The following is a 20,976-nucleotide window of genomic DNA, read 5'->3' on the forward strand; positions in this document are numbered from 1 at the left end:
GCGGCTGTGGACGGCGGCGGGGGCGACGGCTGCGGGGGTCACTCCGCGTACGGCGGGCCCTCCCCGTGGTCGGAGGCGGGCCGCGTCCCCGGGGTCCACGTCGAGGACCTCCACGACGTCCCGGCCCGCAGCGCCCAGCACCTCGTCGCGCACGTGCGCGACGGCGCGGCCGTCCCCTGGCTGGGCCTGGAGGTCGCCGCGTTCGCCCGGCACCCCGAGGTGCAGGACGCGCTCGACCCGCGGCGCCGCTGGCGGCGGCCGGCCGACGCGTTGCCGGCGGGTGCGCTCGTCGCGCTGACCCTCGTCGCCGTGCTCGGCGTCGCGGTGGCCGTGGTCCTGCTCGGCTCCGAGGCCGGGTACGGCGCACCCTCCCCGGCGACCACCGACCGGGTCGCGGGGGTGGCGGCAGTCGTCACGCTCGTCGCCCTGGTGGCGCGGTGGGCGAGCTGGCTCGTCACCCGCCTCCGCGGACGCCGCCCGGTGGCCACCGACCTGTGGGTGCTCCTCGGCGTGGTGCTGGCGGTCCACGGGACCACCACGCTCGGCTGGCTCGTCACCACGGGCCGGTGGGCACCCGAGGTGGCCGTGCCGACCGTCGCCGCCGTGGCGGTCGCCGGGCTCGCCGTCGTGGTGGCCGTGGTCGCGCAGCGGGTCGCGCCGTACCCGGACGCGGCCCCCGCGGGGGCCGGCGGCGACCCCGTGGCGCTCGCCGCCGCGCTGCCGGCCGCGGAGCGCGAGCGGGTGGCGCGCGACCTGGCCCGGGCCCTCGACGTCGTCGAGCGGCGGGGCCTCGCTGCGCCCGACGCGGTCGCCCGCGCCCGCACCGCCGCGCCGGGGGCGCTGGCACCGACCGCCCAGAGGAGCGCCCGGCGCGCCCGCCGGCAGGGTGCCCGCCGCCAGGACTGAGGCCCCCCGCACCGGTCGTCGGTGCGACCCGGTAGACCTTCTCCCGTGACCACGCCCGACGCCCCGGAGCCGGAGCAGCCCTCGCTGCTGCCGGAGCTGCGCGGCGCCGTCCGCGGGGCGGTGCGGGAGGCCCGGGCCGAGACGGCGGCCGCCGCGGCGAAGCGCCGCAAGGCCGTGGAGCCGGCGGAGGTCGACCCCGTCGCGGAGGTCCTGGTGGACGTCCCGCTGGCCCACCTGGACCGGCCGTTCGACTACCTGGTGCCCGCCGCGATGGCGGAGACCGCGCTGCCCGGCGTGCGGGTGAAGGTGCGGTTCGCGGGGCAGGACGTCGACGGCTTCGTCGTCGCCCGGCGCGCGGCCTCCGACCACCCGCGGCTCCAGCCGCTGCGCCGGGTCGTGAGTGCCGAGCCCGTGCTGCACGCCGACGTCGCCGAGCTCTCCGCGCGGGTGGCGCGGCGCTACGCGGGCTCGCGCGCCGACGTGCTCCGCCTGGCCGTGCCCCCGCGGCACGCGACGACCGAGAAGGCCGCGCCCGTGGCCGCCGCGACGCCGCCTGCCCCCGCGGCCGTCCGGGCCGCCGCCGCCGAGGCGTGGGGGGAGCACGAGCACGGGGCGGCGTTCTGCGAGCACCTGGCGCGCGGCGAGGCCGTGCGCGCCGTCTGGTCGGCGCCGCCGGCCACCGACTGGCCGCGGCTGGTCGCGCTCGCCGCCGCGACGGCGTACGCCGCGGGCCGGGGGGTGCTCGTCTGCGTGCCCGACGGCAAGGACGTCGACCGCGTCGACGCCGCCCTCACCGCGGTCCTGGGGGAGGGCCACCACGTGGGGCTGCGCGCCGACGCGGGCCCGGCGGCGCGGTACCGGGACTTCCTCGCCGTGAGCCGCGGCGCCCGCCGCGTGGTGGTGGGCACCCGGGGCGCGATCTGGGCCCCGGTGGCCGACCTCGGGCTCGTGGTCGTGTGGGACGACGGGGACGACCTGCACGCGGAGCCGCGGGCGCCGTACCCCCACGTGCGCGAGGTCGCGGTGCTGCGGGCCGAGCAGAGCGGGGCGGCGGCGCTGCTGGGCGGCCACGCCTGCTCGGTCGAGGCGCGCCAGCTGCTGACCGAGGGGTGGGCGGCGCCGATCGCCCTGCCCCGGGCGGTGCTGCGGGAGCGGGTCCGGGTGCGCGTGGCCGGGGCGACCGACCGCGAGCTCGAGCGCGACCCGTACGCCCGCACCACCCGGCTGCCGACCGCCGCGCGCGACGCCCTCCGGGCGGGGCTCGAGTCCGGCCCCGTGCTGGTGCAGACCCCGCGGTCGGGCTACGCCGCGAGCCTGGCGTGCGAGCGGTGCCGCACCCCGGCGCGCTGCACGCGGTGCACCGGCCCCCTGCAGCTGCGCACCGCCACCGAGCCGCCCGCCTGCCGCTGGTGCGGCACCGAGGCGCCGCAGTGGGCGTGCGGCACCTGCGGGCACCGCGGGCTGCGCGCGCCGGTGCTGGGGGAGACCCGCACGGCCGAGGAGCTGGGCCGGGCGTTCCCGGCGGTGCCGGTGCGCACCTCGGCGGGCGACCGCGTGCTCGCGACGGTGCCGGCGACCCCGGCGCTCGTCGTGGCCACGCCGGGCGCCGAGCCCGCCGCCGAGGGCGGGTACGCCGCCGTCGTGCTGCTCGACACGTGGCTGGCGCTGGCCCGCGTCGACCTGCGGACGGGGGAGGAGGCCCTGCGGCGCTGGATGAACGCCGCGGCCCTCGTGCGCCCCGGCGCGGAGGTCGTGGCCGTGGGCGACCCGGCCGAGCCGGTGCTGCAGGCCCTCGTGCGCTGGGACCCGGCGGGGTACGCCGACCGCGAGGCCGCCGACCGCGTCTCCGCCCGACTGCCCCCGGGCACGCGTCTGGCGAGCGTGACCGGGGAGCCGGACGCGGTCGAGGTGTTCCTGGAGCACCTGCAGGTGCCGCCGCCGGTCGAGGTGCTCGGTCCGGTGCCGGTTCCGGTCGCACCCCGCGGCGGACCGGTGGAGGACCCCGAGGTCCGGGCGGTCGTGCGGGTGCCGCTCGCGGCGAGCCGGGCCCTGGAGGACGCGTTGGGCGCCGCCGTGCGGGAGCGCTCGGCCCGCAAGCTGGCCGCCGTACGGGTGCAGGTCGACCCGCCGTCGCTCTGACCTCCCCCACGGGCCAGAGCGACGGGGGCCCGTCAGTCGCCGACGGCGTCGACGCCGCGGCGCACGACGAGCGGGTCGGGCTCGCCGACCACGTCGTGGTCCTTCCCGTCGTACTCGACGGTGGACAGGAAGTGGCGCATGGCCTCGAGCCGGGCGCGCTTCTTGTCGTTGGACTTGATGGTCGTCCAGGGGGCGACGTCGGTGTCGGTGCGCAGGAGCATCGCCTCCTTGGCCGCCGTGTAGGCGTCCCACCGGTCCAGCGACTGCAGGTCCATCGGCGAGAGCTTCCACTGCCGCACGGGGTCGACCTGGCGGATGATGAAGCGCGTGCGCTGCTCCGACTGCGTCACGGAGAACCAGAACTTCGTCAGGTGCACGCCGCTCTCCGCGAGCATCTGCTCGAAGAGCGGCGCCTGGCGCATGAAGAGCTCGTACTCCTCGTCGGTGGCGAAGCCCATGACGCGCTCGACGCCGGCGCGGTTGTACCAGCTGCGGTCGAAGAGCACGAGCTCGCCGGCGGTGGGCAGGTGCTGCACGTAGCGCTGGAAGTACCACTGCTGCTGCTCGCGGTCGCTGGGCTTGCCCAGCGCGACCGTGCGGGCGTGGCGCGGGTTGAGGTGCTCCATGAAGCGCTTGATCGTGCCGCCCTTGCCGGCGGCGTCGCGGCCCTCGAAGACGATGACGTGCTTGGCGCCGGTCGCTCCCTGCCAGCGCTGGAACTTCAACAGCTGGACCTGCAGCGCGTACTTCTGCTCGTCGTAGGTCTCGCGGCTCAGGCGCTCGTCGTACGGGTAGTTCTCCCGCCAGGTGTCGACGGCGCGCCCCTGCGGGTCGATGAGGACCGGGTCGTCGTCGTGGTCCGCCCCGAGGGCGTAGCCCTCCACCTGCAGGCGGTCGATGTAGGCCCGGACGTCGTCCAGCACCTCGCGCTTCACCACCGGTGTCCTCTTCCTCTCGTCGATGTCCCGCGCGCCCCTCCGCGCGGCCCGCGCACGCTAGGGGCGGGCGGTGAACGGTCGGTGTCCGGTGGGTGGCCCGGTGGGTGGCCGGGGCGGGTGCGGCGGGCTCCTACACTGGTCCGGTGGCGATCCAACCCATCCGGCTCTTCGGTGACCCCGTCCTGCGCCGCCGCGCGAACGAGGTCACCGACTTCGACCGCGAGCTGCGCACTCTCGTGCAGGACCTGACCGACACGATGCTCGACGCCCCCGGCGCCGGCCTGGCCGCGCCGCAGATCGGCGTCAGCGCGCGAGTGTTCACCTGGAACGTCGACGGCGAGCTCGGCCACCTGGTCAACCCGACGCTCGAGCTCTCGGAGGAGGAGCAGCTCGACCTCGAGGGCTGCCTGTCCCTGCCCGAGCTGACCTACGAGTGCCGCCGGGCGCTGTCGGTGGTGGCGCACGGCTTCGACATGTACGGCGAGCCCGTCACCGTCCGCGGCTCCGACTTCCTGGCGCGCGCGATCCAGCACGAGACCGACCACCTCGACGGCGTGCTCTTCATCGACAAGCTGGACGCCGAGGCGCGCAAGGCCGCGATGAAGGAGATCCGCGAGTCCGAGTGGTTCGGGCTGGAGAAGCCCACCGTGAAGGTCTCGCCCCACCCGACCGGCCCCTTCGGTCGCTGACGCACGCCCCACCCCCGCCCGTCCCGCCCGTCCCACCCCGACCCGAACCAGGAGCACCCCCCGCCCCATGCGCGTCGTCTTCGCCGGCACCCCCGAGGTCGCCGTCCCCGCCCTCAACGCCATCGCCGAGTCGGCGCACGAGCTGGTCGGGGTGGTGACGCGTCCCGACGCCCCGTCGGGCCGGGGTCGCAAGCTGGTCGCGAGCCCCGTCGCGCAGCGGGCCGAGGAGCTGGGCGTGCCCGTGCTGAAGCCGGAGCACCCCCGCGACCCCGAGTTCCAGGCGGAGCTCGCGGCGCTGCGGCCCGACGCCTGCCCGGTGGTCGCGTACGGCGCCCTGCTGCCCCAGTCGGCGCTCGACCTGGTGCCGCACGGCTGGATCAACCTGCACTTCTCGGTGCTCCCCTCGTGGCGCGGCGCCGCCCCGGTGCAGCACGCCGTGTGGGCCGGTGACGAGGTCACGGGCGCGACGACGTTCCGCATCGTCAAGGCCCTCGACGCCGGGCCCACGTTCGGGGTGATGACGGAGCGGATCCGTCCCGACGACACCTCCGGAGACCTGCTGGCGCGCCTCGCCGAGGGGGGCGCGGGCCTGCTCGTCGCGACGCTCGACGGCATCGAGGACGGCTCGCTCGTGGCGCGCGAGCAGCCCGAGGACGGGGTGTCCTTCGCGCCGAAGATCGTCGTCGAGGACGCCCAGGTCGACTGGACCGAGCCCGCCGTCGCCGTGGACCGTCGCGTCCGCGCGTGCACCCCGGCGCCCGGCGCATGGTCGACCCAGCTCGTCGACGGCGAGTCGCAGCGCATCAAGATCGGGCCCGTCGTGATCGACGCCGAGCGTCCCGCGCTGGCGCCGGGCGAGCTCGAGGTGACCAAGAACGCCGTGTACGTCGGCACCGGCACCCACCCGGTGCGCCTCGGCGAGGTCAAGGCGTTCGGCAAGAAGCAGATGGCGGCGGCCGACTGGGCCCGCGGGGTGCGCCTGGAGTCCGGCGCCCGGTTCGGGGTCTGAGCGCCGTGGCCTCCGGTGCCGCGGGGCCCGGTTCCCCGGCGTCGCCCGACGACGACCGTCCGGCGACCGCGGACGACGTGCACGAGCTCTGCCTCGCCCTGCCGCACGTCACCTACGGCACCTCGTGGGGCGACATGCCCACCTACCTCGTCTCCGACCCGGCGACCAAGGCGAGGCCGCGTGGCTTCTGCATCCGCCGACGGCCCGACCCGACGGCGGTCGACCCCGCCACGGGCACGCCGTACGAGGACCTGCTCGTGCTCTGGGCCGCCGACCAGGGGGCGAAGGCGGCGCTCGTCGAGGCCGACGGGCCGTTCTTCACCGTGCCCCACCTCGACGGCCACGACAGCCTGCTGGTGCAGGAGTCGCGGCTGGGGGAGATCACCCGCGGCGAGCTGCGCGAGGTGCTGACCGAGTCGTGGCTGCGCCTCGCCCCGGCGAAGCTGGCGCGGGCGTTCACGGCGGCCGTCGGGTCCGACGAGCCTGTCGGGCTCGACCGGCTCGACCGGCTCGACCGGACGGGGGCTCCCCGTGGCTGACCCCCGACGCCGTCCGGCGCGCGGCCGCGGGGGAGCTCCCCGCGCAGGCGGGCGACCCCCGGCGGCGCGGCGCTCCGCCGACCCGGCCCGGCTCGCGGCGTACGACGTGCTCGTCGCCGTGCGCGTCGAGGGTGCGTACGCCAACCTGGTGCTGCCCGACGTGCTGCGCAAGCACGGGCTGAGCGGGCGCGACGCCGGCTTCGCGACCGAGCTCGCGGCGGGCACGTTGCGCCGGCAGGGCACGTACGACGCCGTCGTCGCCGCCTGCGTCGACCGGCCGCTGGCGAAGGTCGAGGCCAAGGTGCTCGACGCGCTGCGCCTCGGCGCGCACCAGCTGCTGTCGATGCGGGTGCCGGCCCACGCGGCCATCTCGACGACCGTCGACCTCGTCCGCGCCCGCGTCGGGCAGGGCCCGGCCGGCTTCACCAACGCGGTGCTGCGACGCGTCGCCGAGCACGACCTGGCGGGCTGGGTGCGGCGCGTCGCCCCCGACCCGACGGCCGACCCCGTGGGTTTCGCGGCCATCGCGCACAGTCACCCGCGCTGGGTCGTGGCGGCGCTGGTGGACAGCCTCGAGCGCTCGGGGCGGCCCGACGATCTCGACGCGCTGCTGAGCGCCGACAACCTCGCACCCGGCGTCACCCTCGTCGCCCGCCCAGGCCGGATCGGGCGGGACGAGCTGGTCGAGCAGACCGGGGGCGCGGCCACCGAGCTGTCGCCGTACGGGGTCGCGCTGCCCGGCGGCGACCCCGGCGACCTCGCCGCCGTCACCGCCCGCGACGCCGGCGTGCAGGACGAGGGGTCGCAGCTGGTGGCCGTGGCGCTCGCCGCGGCCGCCGTCGACGGACGGGACGAGCGCTGGCTCGACCTCTGCGCCGGGCCCGGCGGCAAGGCTGCCCTGCTCGCGGCGCTCGCAGGCTCCCGCGGTGCCCGGCTCGTGGCGAACGAGGCGCAGGAGCACCGCACCGAGCTGGTACGACGCGCCCTCTCCCTCCCCGACGGCACGCTCGCGCCGGGGGTCGAGGCGGTCGTCACCGGCGACGGCACCGCCCCGGAGTGGGCGCCGGGCTCCTTCGACCGCGTGCTCGTGGACGCGCCGTGCTCCGGCCTCGGCGCCCTGCGCCGGCGCCCGGAGTCGCGGTGGCGCCGTCAGCCGTCGGACCTGCGGGACCTGGTGCCGCTGCAGGAGCGGCTCCTCGACGCGGCCCTCACCCTGACGCGGCCCGGTGGTGTCGTGGTCTACGCGACCTGCTCGCCCGTGCCCGCCGAGACCGTCGAGGTCGTCGAGGTCGTCCTGGGTCGCCGCGACGACGTCGTGGCCGAGGACGCCACCGCCCTGCTCCCCGACGTGACCTCCGCTCGTGGACCGGCGCTGGTCGACGGCACCCCCACCGTGCAGCTGTGGCCGCACGAGCACCGCACCGACGCCATGTTCGTCGCCCTGCTGCGCCGCCGCTGAGCGGGATGCGGCGGCGCTGCGGCAAGCGCCAAGTCGCGGTACGAGCGGTAGTCGAGGGCTATCGCTCCTACCGCGACCCCGACTCGGGGTGGGGGGCCGGTACGCCGCGGGTCGAGGCGGCAGCGCCGCGCGCTGGGTGTCGGTGGTCGAGGTGGCCGCAGCCGCGCCGGTGGTCGAGGTGGCCGCGCCGGGCTCCGGCGGTCGTCATGTCCGCGTTGGCTTCCGGTGGTTGAGGTGGTCGCGCTGCGTTCCGGTGGTTGAGGTGGCCGGGCTGCGTTCCGGTGGTTGAGGTGGCCGGGCTGCGTTCCGGTGGTTGAGGTGGCCGCGTCAGCGGCCCTCGAAACCACGCCTGGGCATGCCGGTGGCCCCGACACGGTGGTGGCAGGGTCGGCGGTGATGGGCGTTGCTAGTCGAGTGGTGTCGTTCCGGTGGGGTCGACGGCGTACTTGAGCCCGTGCGGGCTGGTCCAGAGGTAGGTGCCGAGCGGGTCCCGGTGGTAGCGCCATCGCCGGTCGGGTGGGTCCCAGCCCGGCGGGTCCGGGTCGCCGGAGTGGCGCGGTGGGCTGGATCCGGTCGGAGAGGGGTGGGTCTTGACGCGGTGGTGGCCGCGGCACAGCGGGGCGAGGTTGGCGGTGGAGGTCTGACCTGCGCCCGGTGCTGCGTTCGACCGGTAGGGCTCGATGTGGTCGAGGTCGAGGCCCCTGGCTGGTCGTCCGCAGTAGGGGAACGCGCAGGTGGGGCGGTCGAGACGGACCCGCTCGGCGATCCGGTCGGGCACCTCGTACGCGTCGACGGCGACGTGCTCGGCGAGGTCGATGACGGGCTTCACGATCACCGTGGTGTCGCGTGCGCGGCACCAGTCGCGGACCTGGTCGGCGGTCATCAGGCTGCGCGGGTTCTCGAGGCGGGCGAGGTCGATGCCGGTGGCGCCGGTGGCGGCGTCGATTTCGGGGCCGTCGCCACTGCGGTGGGCGGTGATGGCGGCGTCGGAGAGGTGGACGTAGAGCACCACCTGCCGCGCGGCTGCTCGGGTCGAGTCGGCCGGATTTGCGTCGCTGGACCCATCGCTGACCGGGTCGGCTCCGTGGAGGTCGAGCGCGGTCTGACGCCGGGCCAGCTCACCGACGGCCATGGAGCGACGTACGTCGAGGTCGGCGTCGCAGCCCGCGGCGGCGAGGTCGGCCGCGACGCGCTGGACCGCGTTGTCCAGATCGAGAGCATCTGCCAGGTCGAGGGTCCCGTGCACGGGGACGACGCCGGTCCAGGGCGATGCTGCGTCGACCGGGGTGGTCTCGATGGTGAAGTACCGGCTCGCGTCGGCGTCGGCGCGGTCGAGCTCGGCGTTCTCGGGGTCGAAGCGCGCGACGGCTTCGGCGACGAGGCGCTCGACGGCCGGCATCGTGGCGCGGTGGGCGACGGGGGCGAGGTTGCGGTCCACGAAGTCCGCGCCCTCAGCGGTGAGGCTGCGCGTGAGGGCGGCGATCTTGCGGGCTCGCCAGACGGGCAGCGCACGGTTCTGCGTCGTCGGGTCGGCGCCGGCCAGGACGCGGGCGTAGAGGCGGGGGAGTCGGTGGCGCAGCTCGATGGCATCACCCACCAGCGGACGGCCAGAGGCGACGGAGCGGCCGAGCGCGGCGGAGATCTCGTGGAGGCAGAACTCTGAGACAAGGGGTGCGCCGGGTCCGCCGAGCTCGAGGTACCGGTCCCCGCCGGGGACCGCGTGGGGGTCTTCGTGCCACAGCCCGAGCGGGCCGATGTGGTCGCCGATGGTGCCGTCGGTGTGGGCGTCGGCCCAGTCGGCGACCGCGATGAACGTGGCCACCTCGGCGGCCATCTGTGTCGCAGCAGCCTCGCGGGCGGTCGCGAGCAGCGCAGCCGAGTCGAGGGCCGGAGGGGCCTCGACGACTGCGGTGCTCGGCTGGTTCATACCGACAACGCTAGGGGTGGCCACCGACAGTTCTCGGTCTGAGAACGGGGCCTGGGGAAAGAGAGTTCGACGGATTTCGAGGGCGCTCGGATGGGGTCCGCCGGGGGAACTCGATCGTGGTTTCGAGGGCCGCTGGCGCGGCCACCTCAACCACCGCGGAGCGCCTCGGACACCTCAACCACCGCGGAGCGCCTCGGACACCTCAACCACCGCGGAGCGCCTCGGACACCTCAACCACCGGGGAGCGCCTCGGACACCTCGACCGCCGGCGCCACCGCGGCCACCTCAACCACCAGGCGACCTGGTCATGTCGCCACGAGGTCCCTCACTCCAGCACGTGCCGCAGGTACCGCCCCGGGGCGTCGAGGAACCGCTTCCAGTGCTCGACCAACTCGAGGTCGTCCCAGGTCGTCTCCCGCATGCCCCACGGGCCGAGCTCCAGGATGTGGGCGCCCGGGAGCGAGGCGAGGACGGGGGAGTGGGTAGCGCACACGACCTGCGCCCCCGACGCCACGAGGTCGTCCAGGTGGCCGACGAGGGCCAGCGTGGCCGAGAACGACAGGGCCGCCTCGGGCTCGTCCAGGCAGTAGAACCCGGGGGTGTCGACCCGGGTCCGCAGCACCTCGAGGAAACCCTCCCCGTGGCTGAGCTCGTGGAACGAGGGCCCGCCTCCGGTCCCTTCCGCGAACGTGTACCAGCCGTGCATCGTCTCCGCGCGCAGGAAGAACCCCCACCGGCCCGAGCCGATCCCGCGTTGCAGCCGCAACGAACGGCCCAGCGGCGACTCGCTGCGCCGCGTCTCCTGGCCTCCCTGGGTCGACCCGCCCTCCGGAGGGAGCCCGTACGCCTCGGCCAGCGCCTCGACGATGGTCGACTTGCCCGACCCGTTCTCCCCGACGAGGAAGGTCACGCCGGGTGCGGGCTCGAAGCCGTCGCGGACGAGCTGCGCCACGGCCGGCACCGTCAGCGGCCACACCCCGGGCTCCGGCGGCGGCCGCTCCGGGTCCACCGCGGCCCGCACGACCGGTGGCTGGTCGAACCTCACGTCTCCCCCTCCCGCCTGCCCACCCGATCCTCGGGCCGGTCACCGACGACCACCTTGCCGCACCCCACCGACGGTGCGGGGCGCCGTACGGCCGGTGGGAACGAGGTGGCGACGGCTCACCCGGCCGAAGCGGCCTCCGCCGTCCCAGCCTCCGCCGCCTCCGCCTCGGCCTCCGCCGCGCGGACGGCGGAGGTCCCGAGGCGCCGGGCGGCGACGGGCACGAGCAGGAGGTGGCCGGCGGCGGCGAGGAGGAACGGCGCCCGCAGCGCCCACTCGCGGTCGCCGACGGCGTCGACCAGCACGACGACGGCACCGCCGAGCAGGCTGCCGACGGCCATCATCCCCCAGCCGAAGAACCGGTAGACCGAGTTGACCCGGCCCAGCAGGTGGTCGGGGATGATGCGCTGGCGCAGCGACACGGTGACGACGTTCCACAGCACGACGAACAGGCCGGTGACGACGCCCATCACCCAGAACAGCACGGGCGACGACGTCAGGCCGGTCACGACCAGCACGACGGTCGACCCGACCACCGACACGAGCAGCGACGGGCCCGGACCGAGCCGCGCCACGACCCGGTCGACCACCAGCGACGCGGCGACGGCGCCGACCGCCGTACCCGTGGTGACGAGGCCGAACGCCCACCCGTCGAGCACGCCCAGCACCTCCTGCACGAACAGCACGAGGGTCACGAACGCCGCGGTGGTCAGCAGGTTCATCGCCCCGAGCATGAGCGCGAGGGTGCGCAGCAGCCGGTGCCGCCACAGCCAGCCGAACCCCTCGGCCAGCTCGCGACGCCAGCTGGGGGCGGACGGCACGGTCCCGGGTACGGCGGGTGCCCCGCGCGGACGGAAGTCGCCCCGCAGGCCGAGGACGAGCACGGCGCTCAGCGCCAGCAGGCCGGCGTTGGCGGCGAACGGCACGACGAGGGCGACGCCCAGGAGCAGCCCGGCCAGCGGCGGCCCGACGAAGTTGTTCATCGTGCTCTCCGCCGCCCACAGCCGCCCGTTGGCGCGCTCGAGCTGGGAGCGGTCGACGACGGCCGGCAGGAGGGTCTGCGCCGCGTTGTCGCGCAGCACCTCGGCGAACCCGAGCAGCAGGGAGACGACCCCCAGCACGACGAGCAGGAGGGGTGCCGCGTCGGGCGCAGGCGCGCCCGCGGCGAGCTCGGCGGGGGTCGGCAGCGAGGACTGGTGCAGGCCCACGACGACGGCGAGCAGCGCGACCGCGAGGCACCGCACCGCGTCCATCGAGCCGACGAGGAGGCGACGGTCGATGCGGTCGGTGAGCACGCCGGCCAGGAGGGTGAACACCAGCCACGGCAACCGCGAGGCCAGGCCGATCAGGGTGATGACGAACGGGTCGCGGGTCAGCGACGACGCGAGCCACAGGACGGCGACGACCATGAGCCCGTCGCCGAGGTTCGCGGCCGCCGACGACGCCAGCACGCGCCGGTAGCGCGCCCCCAGCCCCCGCGAGCCGGTCGGCGGGGGTGCGGTCGAGGCGGCGCTCACGACCCCTCCCCGGGCGCGGGCAGGCCGCGGGTCGGGTAGATGCCGGCCACCACGGCGTACGTCGTGCCGCCCTCCGCGGGCTGCGCCGCGAACTCGGTGACGAGCTCGCCGAGCCGCCGGTCCCACTCCTCGGCCCGCTCGCGGGGGATGCGGGCCTGGCGCAGGTACGCCGTGGTGGGCCACGTCTCCCGGCCCCCGTCGGTGCCCCCGTCCGCGCTCCCGTCGGTGCCCCCGTCGGTGCCCCCGTCGGTGCCCCCGTCCGCGCCCCAGTCCGCGCCCCCGTCCGCGCCCCCGTCCGGCACGGCGCCGATCTCGGCCGCCGCGCGCTCCAGGAGGCGCTGCTGCCAGCCCACCGCCTCGCCGACGGGGTGGTAGAGGAAGGTCCGGGCGGTGCGCCCGTAGTAGCGCGCCTCGAGCGCGCGCACCCGCTCGGTGCGCACGACCCGCACGAGCCCGGCACGCTCGAGCGTCTTGAGGTGGTGGCCCACCGTCCCCTTCGGGCGGCCGAGCACCTCCGCCAGCTCCGAGGTCGTCGCGGCGCGGTCGAGCAGGAGCGTCACGATCCGGGTGCGGGTCTCCTCGAACAGCGCCCGGTACTGCTCCGGGTCGGTGACGACGAGCTCGTCGTCGAGGTCGTAGTCGGGGGAAGAACGGTCGGTCATGGCCGTATGGTCCGGAATCGCCGACCATTCCGTCAAGGGGGACCGCTCGGCTACGTTGGCGCCCGTGCCGTCGAAGTCGCCGTCCGTCGAGGTCGAGGTGGGCTCCCGCGTCGTGCGGGTGAGCAACCCCGACCGCGTCTACTTCCCGGAGTCCGGGGCCACGAAGCTCGACGTGGTGGAGTACTACCTGGCCGTCGCCGACGGCATCACCGGCGCGCTGCTCGAGCGGCCCTGCATGCTCCACCGGTTCCCCAAGGGGCTGGCCGGCGACAAGGTGCACCAGAAGCGGCTGCCCGCGGGCGCGCCCGACTGGGTCGAGACCGTCGAGCTGTTCTTCCCGCGCTGGGGCCGCACGGCCGACGAGCTGTGCGTGACGGAGCCGGCCGCGGTGATCTGGGCGGTGCAGATGTCGACGGTCGAGTTCCACCCGTGGAACAGCCGGCGCGGCGAGGTCGAGCAGCCCGACGAGTGGCGCATCGACCTCGACCCGGGGGACGCCTGCGACTACGCGACCGTGCGCCGCGTCGCCGCGGTCGTGCACGAGGTGCTCGACGAGCTGGGCGCCGTCGGCTACCCCAAGACGAGCGGCTCCAAGGGCCTGCACGTGTACGTGCGGATCCCGCCCACCCACGGCTTCGCCGACGTGCGCCGCGCCGCCCACGCCTTCGCCCGGGAGGTCGAGCGCCGCACCGACGACGTGACGACCGCCTGGTGGCGCAAGGACCGCGACCCGGCGAAGGTCTTCGTCGACTACAACCAGAACACCCGCGACCACACGATCGCGGCGGCGTACTCCCTGCGAGGCCTGCCGGACGCCCGCGTGTCCACCCCGCTGCGCTGGGACGAGGTCGCCGACGCCGACCCGCGCGACCTGACGATGTTCACGGTGCCCGCGCGCTTCGCCGAGCTCGGCGACCTCCACGCGGGGCTGCACGCCGACGAGCACGTCTTCGACATCGCGCCGCTGCTGGAGTGGGCCGACCGGGACGAGGCGGAGGGCGCGGCGCCCCCGCCCGACGACGACGCCTGAGCACCCCTAGGATCGCCACCCGTGGGCATCCAGATCACGCCGAGCATCCTCAACGCCGACTTCGCCGCGCTGGGCGCGGAGGTCGCGCGCATCCCGAGCGCCGACATGGTGCACGTCGACGTGATGGACAACCACTTCGTGCCGAACCTGACCTTCGGCCCGACGATGGTCGAGGCGCTGGCGCGCTCCACCGACACCCCGCTCGACGCGCACCTGATGATCGCCGACCCCGACCGCCACGCCCCGACGTACGTCGAGGCCGGCTGCGCGTCGGTGACCTTCCACGTCGAGGCCGCCGCGGCGCCGGTGCGCCTGGCGCGCGAGATCCGGGCCGCCGGCGGCCGGGCGAGCATGGCGCTGAAGCCGGCCACCCCCGTCGAGCCCTACGCGGACATGCTCGGCGAGCTCGACATGCTGCTGCTCATGACGGTCGAGCCCGGCTTCGGCGGCCAGAAGTTCCTCGACCTCGTGCTGCCGAAGATCCGCCGCGCCCGCGCGCTGCTGGACGCCCGGGGGGTGGCCTGCGCGCTGCAGGTCGACGGCGGCGTCTCCCTGGAGACCATCGAGCGCTGCGCCGCGGCGGGCGCCGACGTGTTCGTCGCCGGCAGCGCCGTCTACTCCGCCGACGACCCCGACGCGATGATCGGCGCGCTGCGCGCCGCGGGCGACGCCGCCCGCGCCTCGGCCTGACCCGCGCCCGACGGACCCGCGCCCGACCGACCCGCGCCCGCCCCGGTCCCGCCCCGTCCGCAGGACGGGACGTCGACGCCCGGCGGTGGCCGTGTGCCAGAATCCCGCCAGACGAGTTGACCAACTCGCGTGCACTGGGGTCGGTGAAATTCCGAGCCGGCGGTGAGAGTCCGCGACCCGGCCGCATCCAGCGGCCGGCTGACCAGGTGGGATTCCTGGACCGACGGTGAGAGTCCGGATGGGAAGCGCACGCACGTGGTCGCCGCGGTCCGACGTCCCTTGCGTCGACCCGCGACGGTCCGCGCGCCCCCGGTGTCCGTGACCGACCGGGAGACGCAGCGCATGACCAGCGACACCCCCCGCACCGCCGACGGCGGTGCTACGCCCGCCGAGCGCGACGCGATGCGGCGCGCCCTGGCGCTGGCCCGCGAGCGCGGCCGCCCCGGGCCGAACCCGCGCGTCGGCTGCGTGCTGCTGGCCCCCGACGGCACCGAGCTCGCCGCGGGCGCCCACACCGGGGCCGGTACGCCGCACGCCGAGGTCGTCGCCCTGGCGGCCGCCGCGGAGGCCGGGGTCGACGTGCGGGGCGCCACCGCCGTCGTCACCCTCGAGCCCTGCAACCACACCGGCCGCACGGGCCCCTGCGCGCAGGCGCTGCTGGCCGCCGGCGTGGCGCGCGTCGTCGTCGCCCAGACCGACCCGACGCCGACGGCCGCCGGGGGAGCCGCCACCCTGCGCGAGGCCGGGGTCGAGGTCCTCACCGGCGTCCTCGTCGACGAGGTCGAGCCGCTCAACCGGGCGTGGACGACCGCGGTCACCCGCGGCCGCCCGTTCGTGACCTGGAAGTTCGCGGCGACCCTCGACGGGCGCAGCGCCGCCGCCGACGGCACGAGCCGCTGGATCAGCTCGCCGGCCGCCCGCGCCGACACCCACCGGCTGCGCGCCGAGGCCGACGTCGTGCTCGCCGGCACCGGCACGGTCCTCGACGACGACCCGCGCCTGACCGTCCGTGGCGCCGACGACGCCCCGCTCCCCGTGCAGCCGCTGCGCGCGGTGATGGGGCTGCGCGACGTCCCCGACGGCGCCCAGGTGCTCGACGCCACGGCCCCGACCGTCCACCTGCGCACCCGCGACCCCCACGAGGCCCTCGCGCTGCTGGCCGAGCGCGAGGCGCGCCACGTCTTCCTCGAGGGCGGTCCCACGGTGGCCGCCGCGTTCCTCACCGCCGGCCTCGTCGACGAGGTCGTCGTGTACGTCGCGCCCCTGCTGCTGGGGGCCGGCCGCTCCGCCGTCGGCGACCTGGGCATCACCACGGTCACCGATGCGTTGCACCTCCAGGTGCTCGACGCGGCGACGGTCGGCACGGGTGAGGACACCAACGTCCGCCTCGTGCTCCGGCCCGTCGTGACGGGCCCCGACGGCACCACCGCACCACCCACCCCGGACCAGACGGAGATGATCTGACGTGTTCACCGGCATCGTCGAGGAGCTCGGCGCCATCGAGGCCATCGAGCAGCAGGACGACGCGATCCGCCTCACCGTGCGCGCGACCACCGTGCTCGGCGACGCGCGCCTCGGCGACTCGATCGCCGTCGACGGCTGCTGCCTGACGGTCGCCACCCGCGGGGACGACACGTGGACGGCCGACGTGATGGCCGAGTCGCTGGCCCGCACGACGCTGGGCCGCCGCCGCGTGGGCGACGTCGTCAACCTCGAGCGGGCGGTGCGCGCCGACCAGCGCCTCGGCGGCCACGTCGTGCAGGGCCACGTCGACGCCGTGGGCGAGGTCGTCGACCGCCGGCCGAGCGAGCACTGGACGGTCGTCGAGGTCGCCTACCCCGAGAGCCTCGCCCGCTTCCTGGTGGAGAAGGGCTCGATCACGGTCGACGGCGTCAGCCTCACCCTCGTCGACGTCGGCGAGCGCACGTTCACGGTCAGCCTCATCCCCGAGACCCTCGCCCGCACGACGCTGGGCGCCCGCGCGGTCGGCGACCCCGTCAACCTCGAGGTCGACGTCATCGCCAAGCACGTCGAGCGCCTGGTCAGCGGCGGGTACGCCGACGACCAGCTGGCCCGCATCGCCGCGGCCTCCCGCTCCGCCGACACCCGCACCGCCGGGCACCAGCACGACGGGAGTGACGCGTGAGCCCCCTGGAGTGGCTGCTGCACGGGCAGCTCGCCGTCGGCGGCGGCTACCTCTCGGTCCCCGAGGTCGTCGGCAACGCGTTCGGCCTGGCCAGCGCCCTGCTCGGCATGCGCCGCGTCGTGTGGGCGTGGCCGGTCGGGCTCGTCGGCAACGTCCTGCTCTTCGGCGTCTTCGCCTGGGGCGAGCTCAGCAACGTCGTCGCCGAGCCCCTGTGGGGCCAGGCGGGGCGCCAGGTGTTCTTCGCGGCCGTCGGCCTCTACGGCTGGTGGCGCTGGAGCCGCCTGCGCCGCGCCGGCGGGGCCGCGGACGGCGGGGCCGTCGTACCGCGGTGGGCCGGCCCCTCCGGCTGGCTGCAGCTCGCGGTGCTCGGCGTCGTGGGGTACGCCGCCGCGTACGCCGCGCTCACCCACCTCGGGTCGTGGGGGCCGGCGACCGAGGCCTGGATCCTGGCCGGCTCCATGCTCGCCACCTACGGGATGGCCCGCGGCTGGGTCGAGTTCTGGCTGGTCTGGCTGGCGGTCGACGTCGTCGGCGTCACCACGCTGCTCGAGGCCGGCTACTACCCGACCGCGGCCATGTACGTCGTGTACGCCGCCTTCGTCGTGCTCGGCTTCGTCACCTGGTGGCGCGTCGAGCGCCGCCTCCACGCGCTCGCCCGGTCCGAGGCCACCGAGCCCCCGGCGTCGGCAGAGCCCCTCGCACCCACCGTCCCCGCAATCCCCGTCGCGCCCGCCGAGGCGGCCGCAGCAAGGAGCACCCGCCCGTGAGCACCACCGTCCGGCTCGACAGCGTCGAGCGTGCCGTCGCCGACATCGCCGCAGGCAAGGCCGTCGTCGTGGTCGACGACGAGGACCGCGAGAACGAGGGCGACATCATCTTCGCGGCCGCCCGCGCCACCCCCGAGCTGATGGCCTTCACCGTCCGCCACTCCTCGGGCGTGATCTGCGCGCCGATGCCGGGGGAGATGCTCGACCGCCTCGAGATCCCGCTGATGACGCCCCACAACCGCGACAAGCTGCGCACGGCGTACACGATCTCGGTCGACGCCCGCGACGGCGTCTCCACGGGCATCAGCGCCGCCGACCGCGCCCACACGGTGCGCACCCTCGCCGACTCGGCGACCGAGCCGTGGGAGCTGACCCGGCCGGGGCACGTCTTCCCGCTGCGCTACCGCGAGGGCGGGGTGCTCGTGCGCCGCGGCCACACCGAGGCCGCCGTCGACCTCGCCCGCCTCGCCGGCCTCACCCCGGTCGGCGTGCTCGTCGAGGTCGTCAACGACGACGGCACGATGAAGCGCGGCCCCGAGCTGCGCGAGTTCGCCGACGAGCACGGCCTGGCGATGATCTCGATCGAGGAGCTGGTGCGCTACCGCCGCCGCGTCGAGCGCCACGCCGAGCGGGTCGCCGAGACCCGGCTGCCGACCGCCCACGGCGACCTCACGGCGTACGGCTACCGCATCAGCATCGACGGCTCCGAGCACGTCGCGCTCGTCGCCGGCGACCTCTCGGGCGACGAGCCGGTGCTGACCCGGGTGCACTCGGAGTGCCTCACCGGTGACGTGTTCGGCTCGCAGCGCTGCGACTGCGGCCCGCAGCTCGACGAGTCGATCGCCCGCATCGTCGCCGAGGGCCGCGGCGTCGTCGTCTACCTGCGCGGCCACGAGGGCCGCGGGATCGGCCTCGTGGCGAAGCTGCAGGCCTACGCGTTGCAGGACGGCGGCCGCGACACCGTCGACGCCAACCTCGACCTCGGGCTGCCCGCCGACGCCCGCCACTACGGCACCGCCACCCAGATCCTCCGCGACCTCGGGGTGCGCAGCGTGCGGCTGCTGACGAACAACCCCGAGAAGACCTCCAACCTGGAGGAGTACGGCGTGCACGTCGCCGAGCGCGTGCCGCTCGCCACGCTGCCCAACGACCACAACATCGCCTACCTGCTCACCAAGCGCGACCGGATGGGCCACCAGCTCGACGGCCTCGACGGCTGGGCGCCCGCCGCGCCCGACCCGGCGGCCGCGGACGAGGCCGACCTCGTCGTCGACCCGCCCCACGTCGACCCCGTCACGCACGAGCCGACCGGCAACGCCACCATCCCGCTGGACGACGCCGAGCACGCCGGCCACACCGGCAACCGCGACCACACCGACGAAGGAGCCCACCGATGAGCGGCCACGGAGCCCCCGACCTGCGTCCCGGTGACGCCTCCGACCTGCGCGTGGCCGTCGTGGCCGCGTCGTGGCACGCCGAGGTGATGGACGGCCTGCTGGCCGGCACCCACCGGGCGCTGGCCGACGCCGGCGTGAGCGACCCGACGGTCGTCCGCGTGCCGGGCACCTTCGAGCTGCCCGTCGTCGCCGCCGCCCTGGCGCGCACCCACGACGCGGTGGTGGCGCTCGGCGTCGTGATCCGCGGCGGCACGCCGCACTTCGAGTACGTGTGCTCGGCGGCGACCGACGGCCTCAACCGGGTCGCGCTCGACGCCGGCACGCCCGTCGGCTTCGGCGTGCTGACCTGCGACACCGAGGCGCAGGCCCTCGACCGCGCCGGGCTGCCCGGCTCGGCCGAGGACAAGGGCTACGAGGCCACCTCGGCCGCGCTCGAGACCGCCGGGGTGCTGCGGGGCCTGTCCGGCGGCACCGCCGGGACGCCGTAGGCTGCTGCCCCGTGAAGACGTTCGAGGAGCTCTGGACGGAGCTCGAGGACAAGGCCCGCACCCGCCCCGACGGGTCCGGCACCGTCGCCGCCCTGGACGCCGGGGTGCACGCCATCGGCAAGAAGCTCGTCGAGGAGGCGGCCGAGGTCTGGATGGCCGCGCGGTTCGAGTCGAAGGAGCAGGTCGCGCTGGAGGTCAGCCAGCTGCTCTACCACGCGCAGGTCATGCTGCTCGCGAGCGGCGTCACGCTCGACGAGGTCTACTCCCATCTGTGAGCGCCCCGGACCCCTCCCGCTCACCCTCGAAGGACGACTGAGTTGACCAGCACCGCCACCCCCGACCTCCTCCGCGTCGCCGTCCCCAACAAGGGCGCCCTCTCGACCGCGGCGGCCGGCATCCTCACCGAGTCCGGCTACCAGCAGCGCACCGACAGCAAGCGGCTGACGCTGATCGACGCGGAGAACGGCGTCGAGTTCTTCTACCTGCGCCCGCGCGACATCGCGCTGTACGTGGCGGACGGCACCCTCGACATCGGCATCACCGGCCGCGACCTGCTGCGCGACTCCGGCGCCCAGGCCGAGGAGGCGCTGCCGCTCGGCTTCGGCCGCTCGCGGTTCTACTTCGCCGGCCCCGCCGGCCGCTACTCCGACGTCGCCGACCTGCAGGGGCTGCGCATCGCGACGTCGTACGTCGGGGTGGTCGAGGCCTACCTCGCCGAGCGCGGCATCGACGCGACGGTCACCCGCCTCGACGGCGCGGTCGAGACGAGCATCCAGCTCGGCGTCGCCGACGTGATCGCCGACGTCGTCGAGACGGGATCGACCCTGCGTCAGGCGGGCCTCGAGACCTTCGGCGACGTGGTCCTGGAGTCGGAGGCGGTGCTCATCACCCGCGCCGGGGCGACGCCGCCCGCCGGGCTCACCATCTTCAAGCGCCGCATCGAGGGCGTCCTCGTGGCCCGCAGCTACGTGATGATGGACTACGACATCGCCGAGGAGCACGTGGCGGCCGCCGTCGCGCTGGCCCCCGGCATCGAGTCGCCGACGATCTCTCCGCTGCGCCGCGACGGGTGGGTGGCGGTGCGCGTGATGGTGCCCCGCGCCGGCGCGCAGCGCCTCATGGACGACCTCTACGACACCGGCGCCCGCGGCATCCTGACGACGGAGATCCATGCCTGCCGACTCTGACGGCTCGCCCGCCCGTCCGAGCCTGCCCCGCACCTGGCGCCCCCTGGGCACGCGCCTCGCCGGCTTCGCCGCCGGCGGCACGGTCGCGGCCGCGGCCGTCGCCGCCTGGTTCCTCCTCGACCCCGAGATCCGGGACCGCTTCGGGATCTTCGAGCGCGTGCTGATGGTGCTGCTGACCGGCCTGGCCGTCGCCGTCTGGTGGGGCCTGCTGCGCTGCCGGGTGACCGCGAGCGAGACCGGGCTCGTCGTGGTGAACGGCTACCGCCGCTACGAGTACGGCTGGGCCCAGGTCGTCGCCGTCCGCATGCCCCTCGGTGCCCCGTGGGCGACGCTGGACCTCTCCGACGGCACCTCCCGCCCGACGCTGGGGATCCAGTCCTCCGACGGCACCCGCGCCCAGGTCGCCGTGCGCGAGCTGCGCGCCCTCGTCGACGCCTCCTGACC

Annotated in this window: 21 protein-coding genes and 1 riboswitch; of the genes, 16 read left to right on the forward strand and 5 right to left on the reverse strand. The window is 75.7% G+C overall.

What is annotated here, in order from left to right:
• The first annotated feature begins 6 nt into the window (after nt 1-6).
• Both ACOACO_RS10820 and ACOACO_RS10825 read left to right on the forward strand, forming a co-directional pair.
• Nucleotides 7-906 (forward strand): hypothetical protein, encoded by a 900-nt coding sequence (locus tag ACOACO_RS10820; RefSeq protein ID WP_420296227.1) that lies wholly within the window; start codon nt 7-9, stop codon nt 904-906.
• Between the two features lie 45 nt (nt 907-951).
• Nucleotides 952-3,045, forward strand: coding sequence for a primosomal protein N' (locus ACOACO_RS10825; RefSeq protein WP_420296228.1), 2,094 nt, complete (start codon nt 952-954; stop codon nt 3,043-3,045).
• A 32-nt stretch (nt 3,046-3,077) separates the two neighbouring features.
• Here the strand turns inward: ACOACO_RS10825 and ppk2 are convergent, their stop codons facing one another.
• Entirely contained in the window at nt 3,078-3,965 is an 888-nt protein-coding gene (gene ppk2 / locus ACOACO_RS10830; protein WP_420296330.1) for a polyphosphate kinase 2, read from the reverse strand.
• 161 nt (nt 3,966-4,126) lie between these two features.
• Between ppk2 and def the strand changes: the two genes are divergently transcribed.
• The 4 genes from def (at nt 4,127) to ACOACO_RS10850 (ending at nt 7,679) form a co-directional block, all read left to right on the forward strand.
• On the forward strand, nt 4,127-4,672 hold the full coding sequence (gene def, locus ACOACO_RS10835; protein ID WP_420296229.1) for a peptide deformylase: 546 nt from the start codon (nt 4,127-4,129) through the stop codon (nt 4,670-4,672).
• A 67-nt stretch (nt 4,673-4,739) separates the two neighbouring features.
• On the forward strand, nt 4,740-5,681 hold the full coding sequence (fmt, locus tag ACOACO_RS10840) for a methionyl-tRNA formyltransferase (protein WP_420296230.1): 942 nt from the start codon (nt 4,740-4,742) through the stop codon (nt 5,679-5,681).
• Nucleotides 5,682-5,686: 5 nt separating this feature from the next.
• Nucleotides 5,687-6,220, forward strand: coding sequence for a hypothetical protein (locus ACOACO_RS10845; RefSeq protein WP_420296231.1), 534 nt, complete (start codon nt 5,687-5,689; stop codon nt 6,218-6,220).
• Nucleotides 6,213-7,679 (forward strand): RsmB/NOP family class I SAM-dependent RNA methyltransferase, encoded by a 1,467-nt coding sequence (locus ACOACO_RS10850; protein ID WP_420296232.1) that lies wholly within the window; start codon nt 6,213-6,215, stop codon nt 7,677-7,679. The genes ACOACO_RS10845 and ACOACO_RS10850 overlap by 8 nt, the downstream gene beginning before the upstream one ends.
• A 406-nt stretch (nt 7,680-8,085) precedes the next feature.
• On the opposite strand, the gene ACOACO_RS10855 is transcribed toward ACOACO_RS10850, so the two are convergent.
• From ACOACO_RS10855 to ACOACO_RS10870, 4 genes are all read right to left on the reverse strand, one after another.
• Entirely contained in the window at nt 8,086-9,606 is a 1,521-nt protein-coding gene (locus ACOACO_RS10855; protein ID WP_420296233.1) for a hypothetical protein, read from the reverse strand.
• A 325-nt stretch (nt 9,607-9,931) separates the two neighbouring features.
• The gene (locus ACOACO_RS10860; protein WP_420296234.1) at nt 9,932-10,651 is read right to left on the reverse strand and encodes an AAA family ATPase; all 720 of its coding nucleotides are present in this window, start codon (nt 10,649-10,651) and stop codon (nt 9,932-9,934) included.
• A gap of 116 nt (nt 10,652-10,767) precedes the next feature.
• The gene (locus ACOACO_RS10865) at nt 10,768-12,165 is read right to left on the reverse strand and encodes an MFS transporter (RefSeq protein WP_420296235.1); all 1,398 of its coding nucleotides are present in this window, start codon (nt 12,163-12,165) and stop codon (nt 10,768-10,770) included.
• Nucleotides 12,162-12,827, reverse strand: a complete 666-nt coding sequence (locus tag ACOACO_RS10870; RefSeq protein ID WP_420296236.1) for an ArsR/SmtB family transcription factor — start codon at nt 12,825-12,827, stop codon at nt 12,162-12,164. Before ACOACO_RS10870 ends, ACOACO_RS10865 begins: the two co-directional genes overlap by 4 nt.
• Before the next feature lie 64 nt (nt 12,828-12,891).
• Here ACOACO_RS10870 and ligD point away from each other — a divergent pair, with 64 nt between their 5' ends.
• The 10 genes from ligD to ACOACO_RS10920 all read left to right on the forward strand — a co-directional run bounded on the left by ligD (nt 12,892) and on the right by ACOACO_RS10920 (nt 20,974).
• On the forward strand, nt 12,892-13,857 hold the full coding sequence (ligD, locus tag ACOACO_RS10875) for a non-homologous end-joining DNA ligase (protein ID WP_420296237.1): 966 nt from the start codon (nt 12,892-12,894) through the stop codon (nt 13,855-13,857).
• A 21-nt stretch (nt 13,858-13,878) separates the two neighbouring features.
• A complete protein-coding gene (rpe, locus tag ACOACO_RS10880) occupies nt 13,879-14,547 on the forward strand; it encodes a ribulose-phosphate 3-epimerase (RefSeq protein ID WP_420296238.1) in 669 nt (222 codons plus the stop codon).
• Between the two features lie 125 nt (nt 14,548-14,672).
• Nucleotides 14,673-14,802: riboswitch (FMN riboswitch) on the forward strand.
• Nucleotides 14,803-14,889: 87 nt separating this feature from the next.
• A complete protein-coding gene (gene ribD, locus ACOACO_RS10885; RefSeq protein WP_420296239.1) occupies nt 14,890-16,011 on the forward strand; it encodes a bifunctional diaminohydroxyphosphoribosylaminopyrimidine deaminase/5-amino-6-(5-phosphoribosylamino)uracil reductase RibD in 1,122 nt (373 codons plus the stop codon).
• Between the two features lies 1 nt (nt 16,012).
• Entirely contained in the window at nt 16,013-16,693 is a 681-nt protein-coding gene (locus ACOACO_RS10890; RefSeq protein ID WP_420296240.1) for a riboflavin synthase, read from the forward strand.
• Nucleotides 16,690-17,460: a nicotinamide riboside transporter PnuC gene (gene pnuC, locus ACOACO_RS10895; protein WP_420296241.1), complete on the forward strand. Its 771-nt coding sequence runs from the start codon at nt 16,690-16,692 to the stop codon at nt 17,458-17,460. Before ACOACO_RS10890 ends, pnuC begins: the two co-directional genes overlap by 4 nt.
• Nucleotides 17,457-18,857, forward strand: coding sequence for a bifunctional 3,4-dihydroxy-2-butanone-4-phosphate synthase/GTP cyclohydrolase II (locus ACOACO_RS10900; RefSeq protein WP_420296242.1), 1,401 nt, complete (start codon nt 17,457-17,459; stop codon nt 18,855-18,857). Before pnuC ends, ACOACO_RS10900 begins: the two co-directional genes overlap by 4 nt.
• The gene (gene ribH / locus ACOACO_RS10905) at nt 18,854-19,345 is read left to right on the forward strand and encodes a 6,7-dimethyl-8-ribityllumazine synthase (RefSeq protein WP_420296243.1); all 492 of its coding nucleotides are present in this window, start codon (nt 18,854-18,856) and stop codon (nt 19,343-19,345) included. Before ACOACO_RS10900 ends, ribH begins: the two co-directional genes overlap by 4 nt.
• 11 nt (nt 19,346-19,356) lie before the next feature.
• Entirely contained in the window at nt 19,357-19,620 is a 264-nt protein-coding gene (locus ACOACO_RS10910) for a phosphoribosyl-ATP diphosphatase (RefSeq protein WP_420296244.1), read from the forward strand.
• A 42-nt stretch (nt 19,621-19,662) separates the two neighbouring features.
• On the forward strand, nt 19,663-20,532 hold the full coding sequence (hisG, locus tag ACOACO_RS10915; RefSeq protein ID WP_420296245.1) for an ATP phosphoribosyltransferase: 870 nt from the start codon (nt 19,663-19,665) through the stop codon (nt 20,530-20,532).
• Complete coding sequence (locus ACOACO_RS10920) at nt 20,516-20,974, forward strand: PH domain-containing protein (RefSeq protein ID WP_420296246.1); 459 nt, start codon at nt 20,516-20,518, stop codon at nt 20,972-20,974. The genes hisG and ACOACO_RS10920 overlap by 17 nt, the downstream gene beginning before the upstream one ends.
• Nucleotides 20,975-20,976 lie beyond the last annotated feature (2 nt).

Origin of the sequence: Nocardioides sp. CPCC 205120 (assembly GCF_048654585.1) — a bacterium.
GTDB lineage: Bacteria > Actinomycetota > Actinomycetes > Propionibacteriales > Nocardioidaceae > Nocardioides.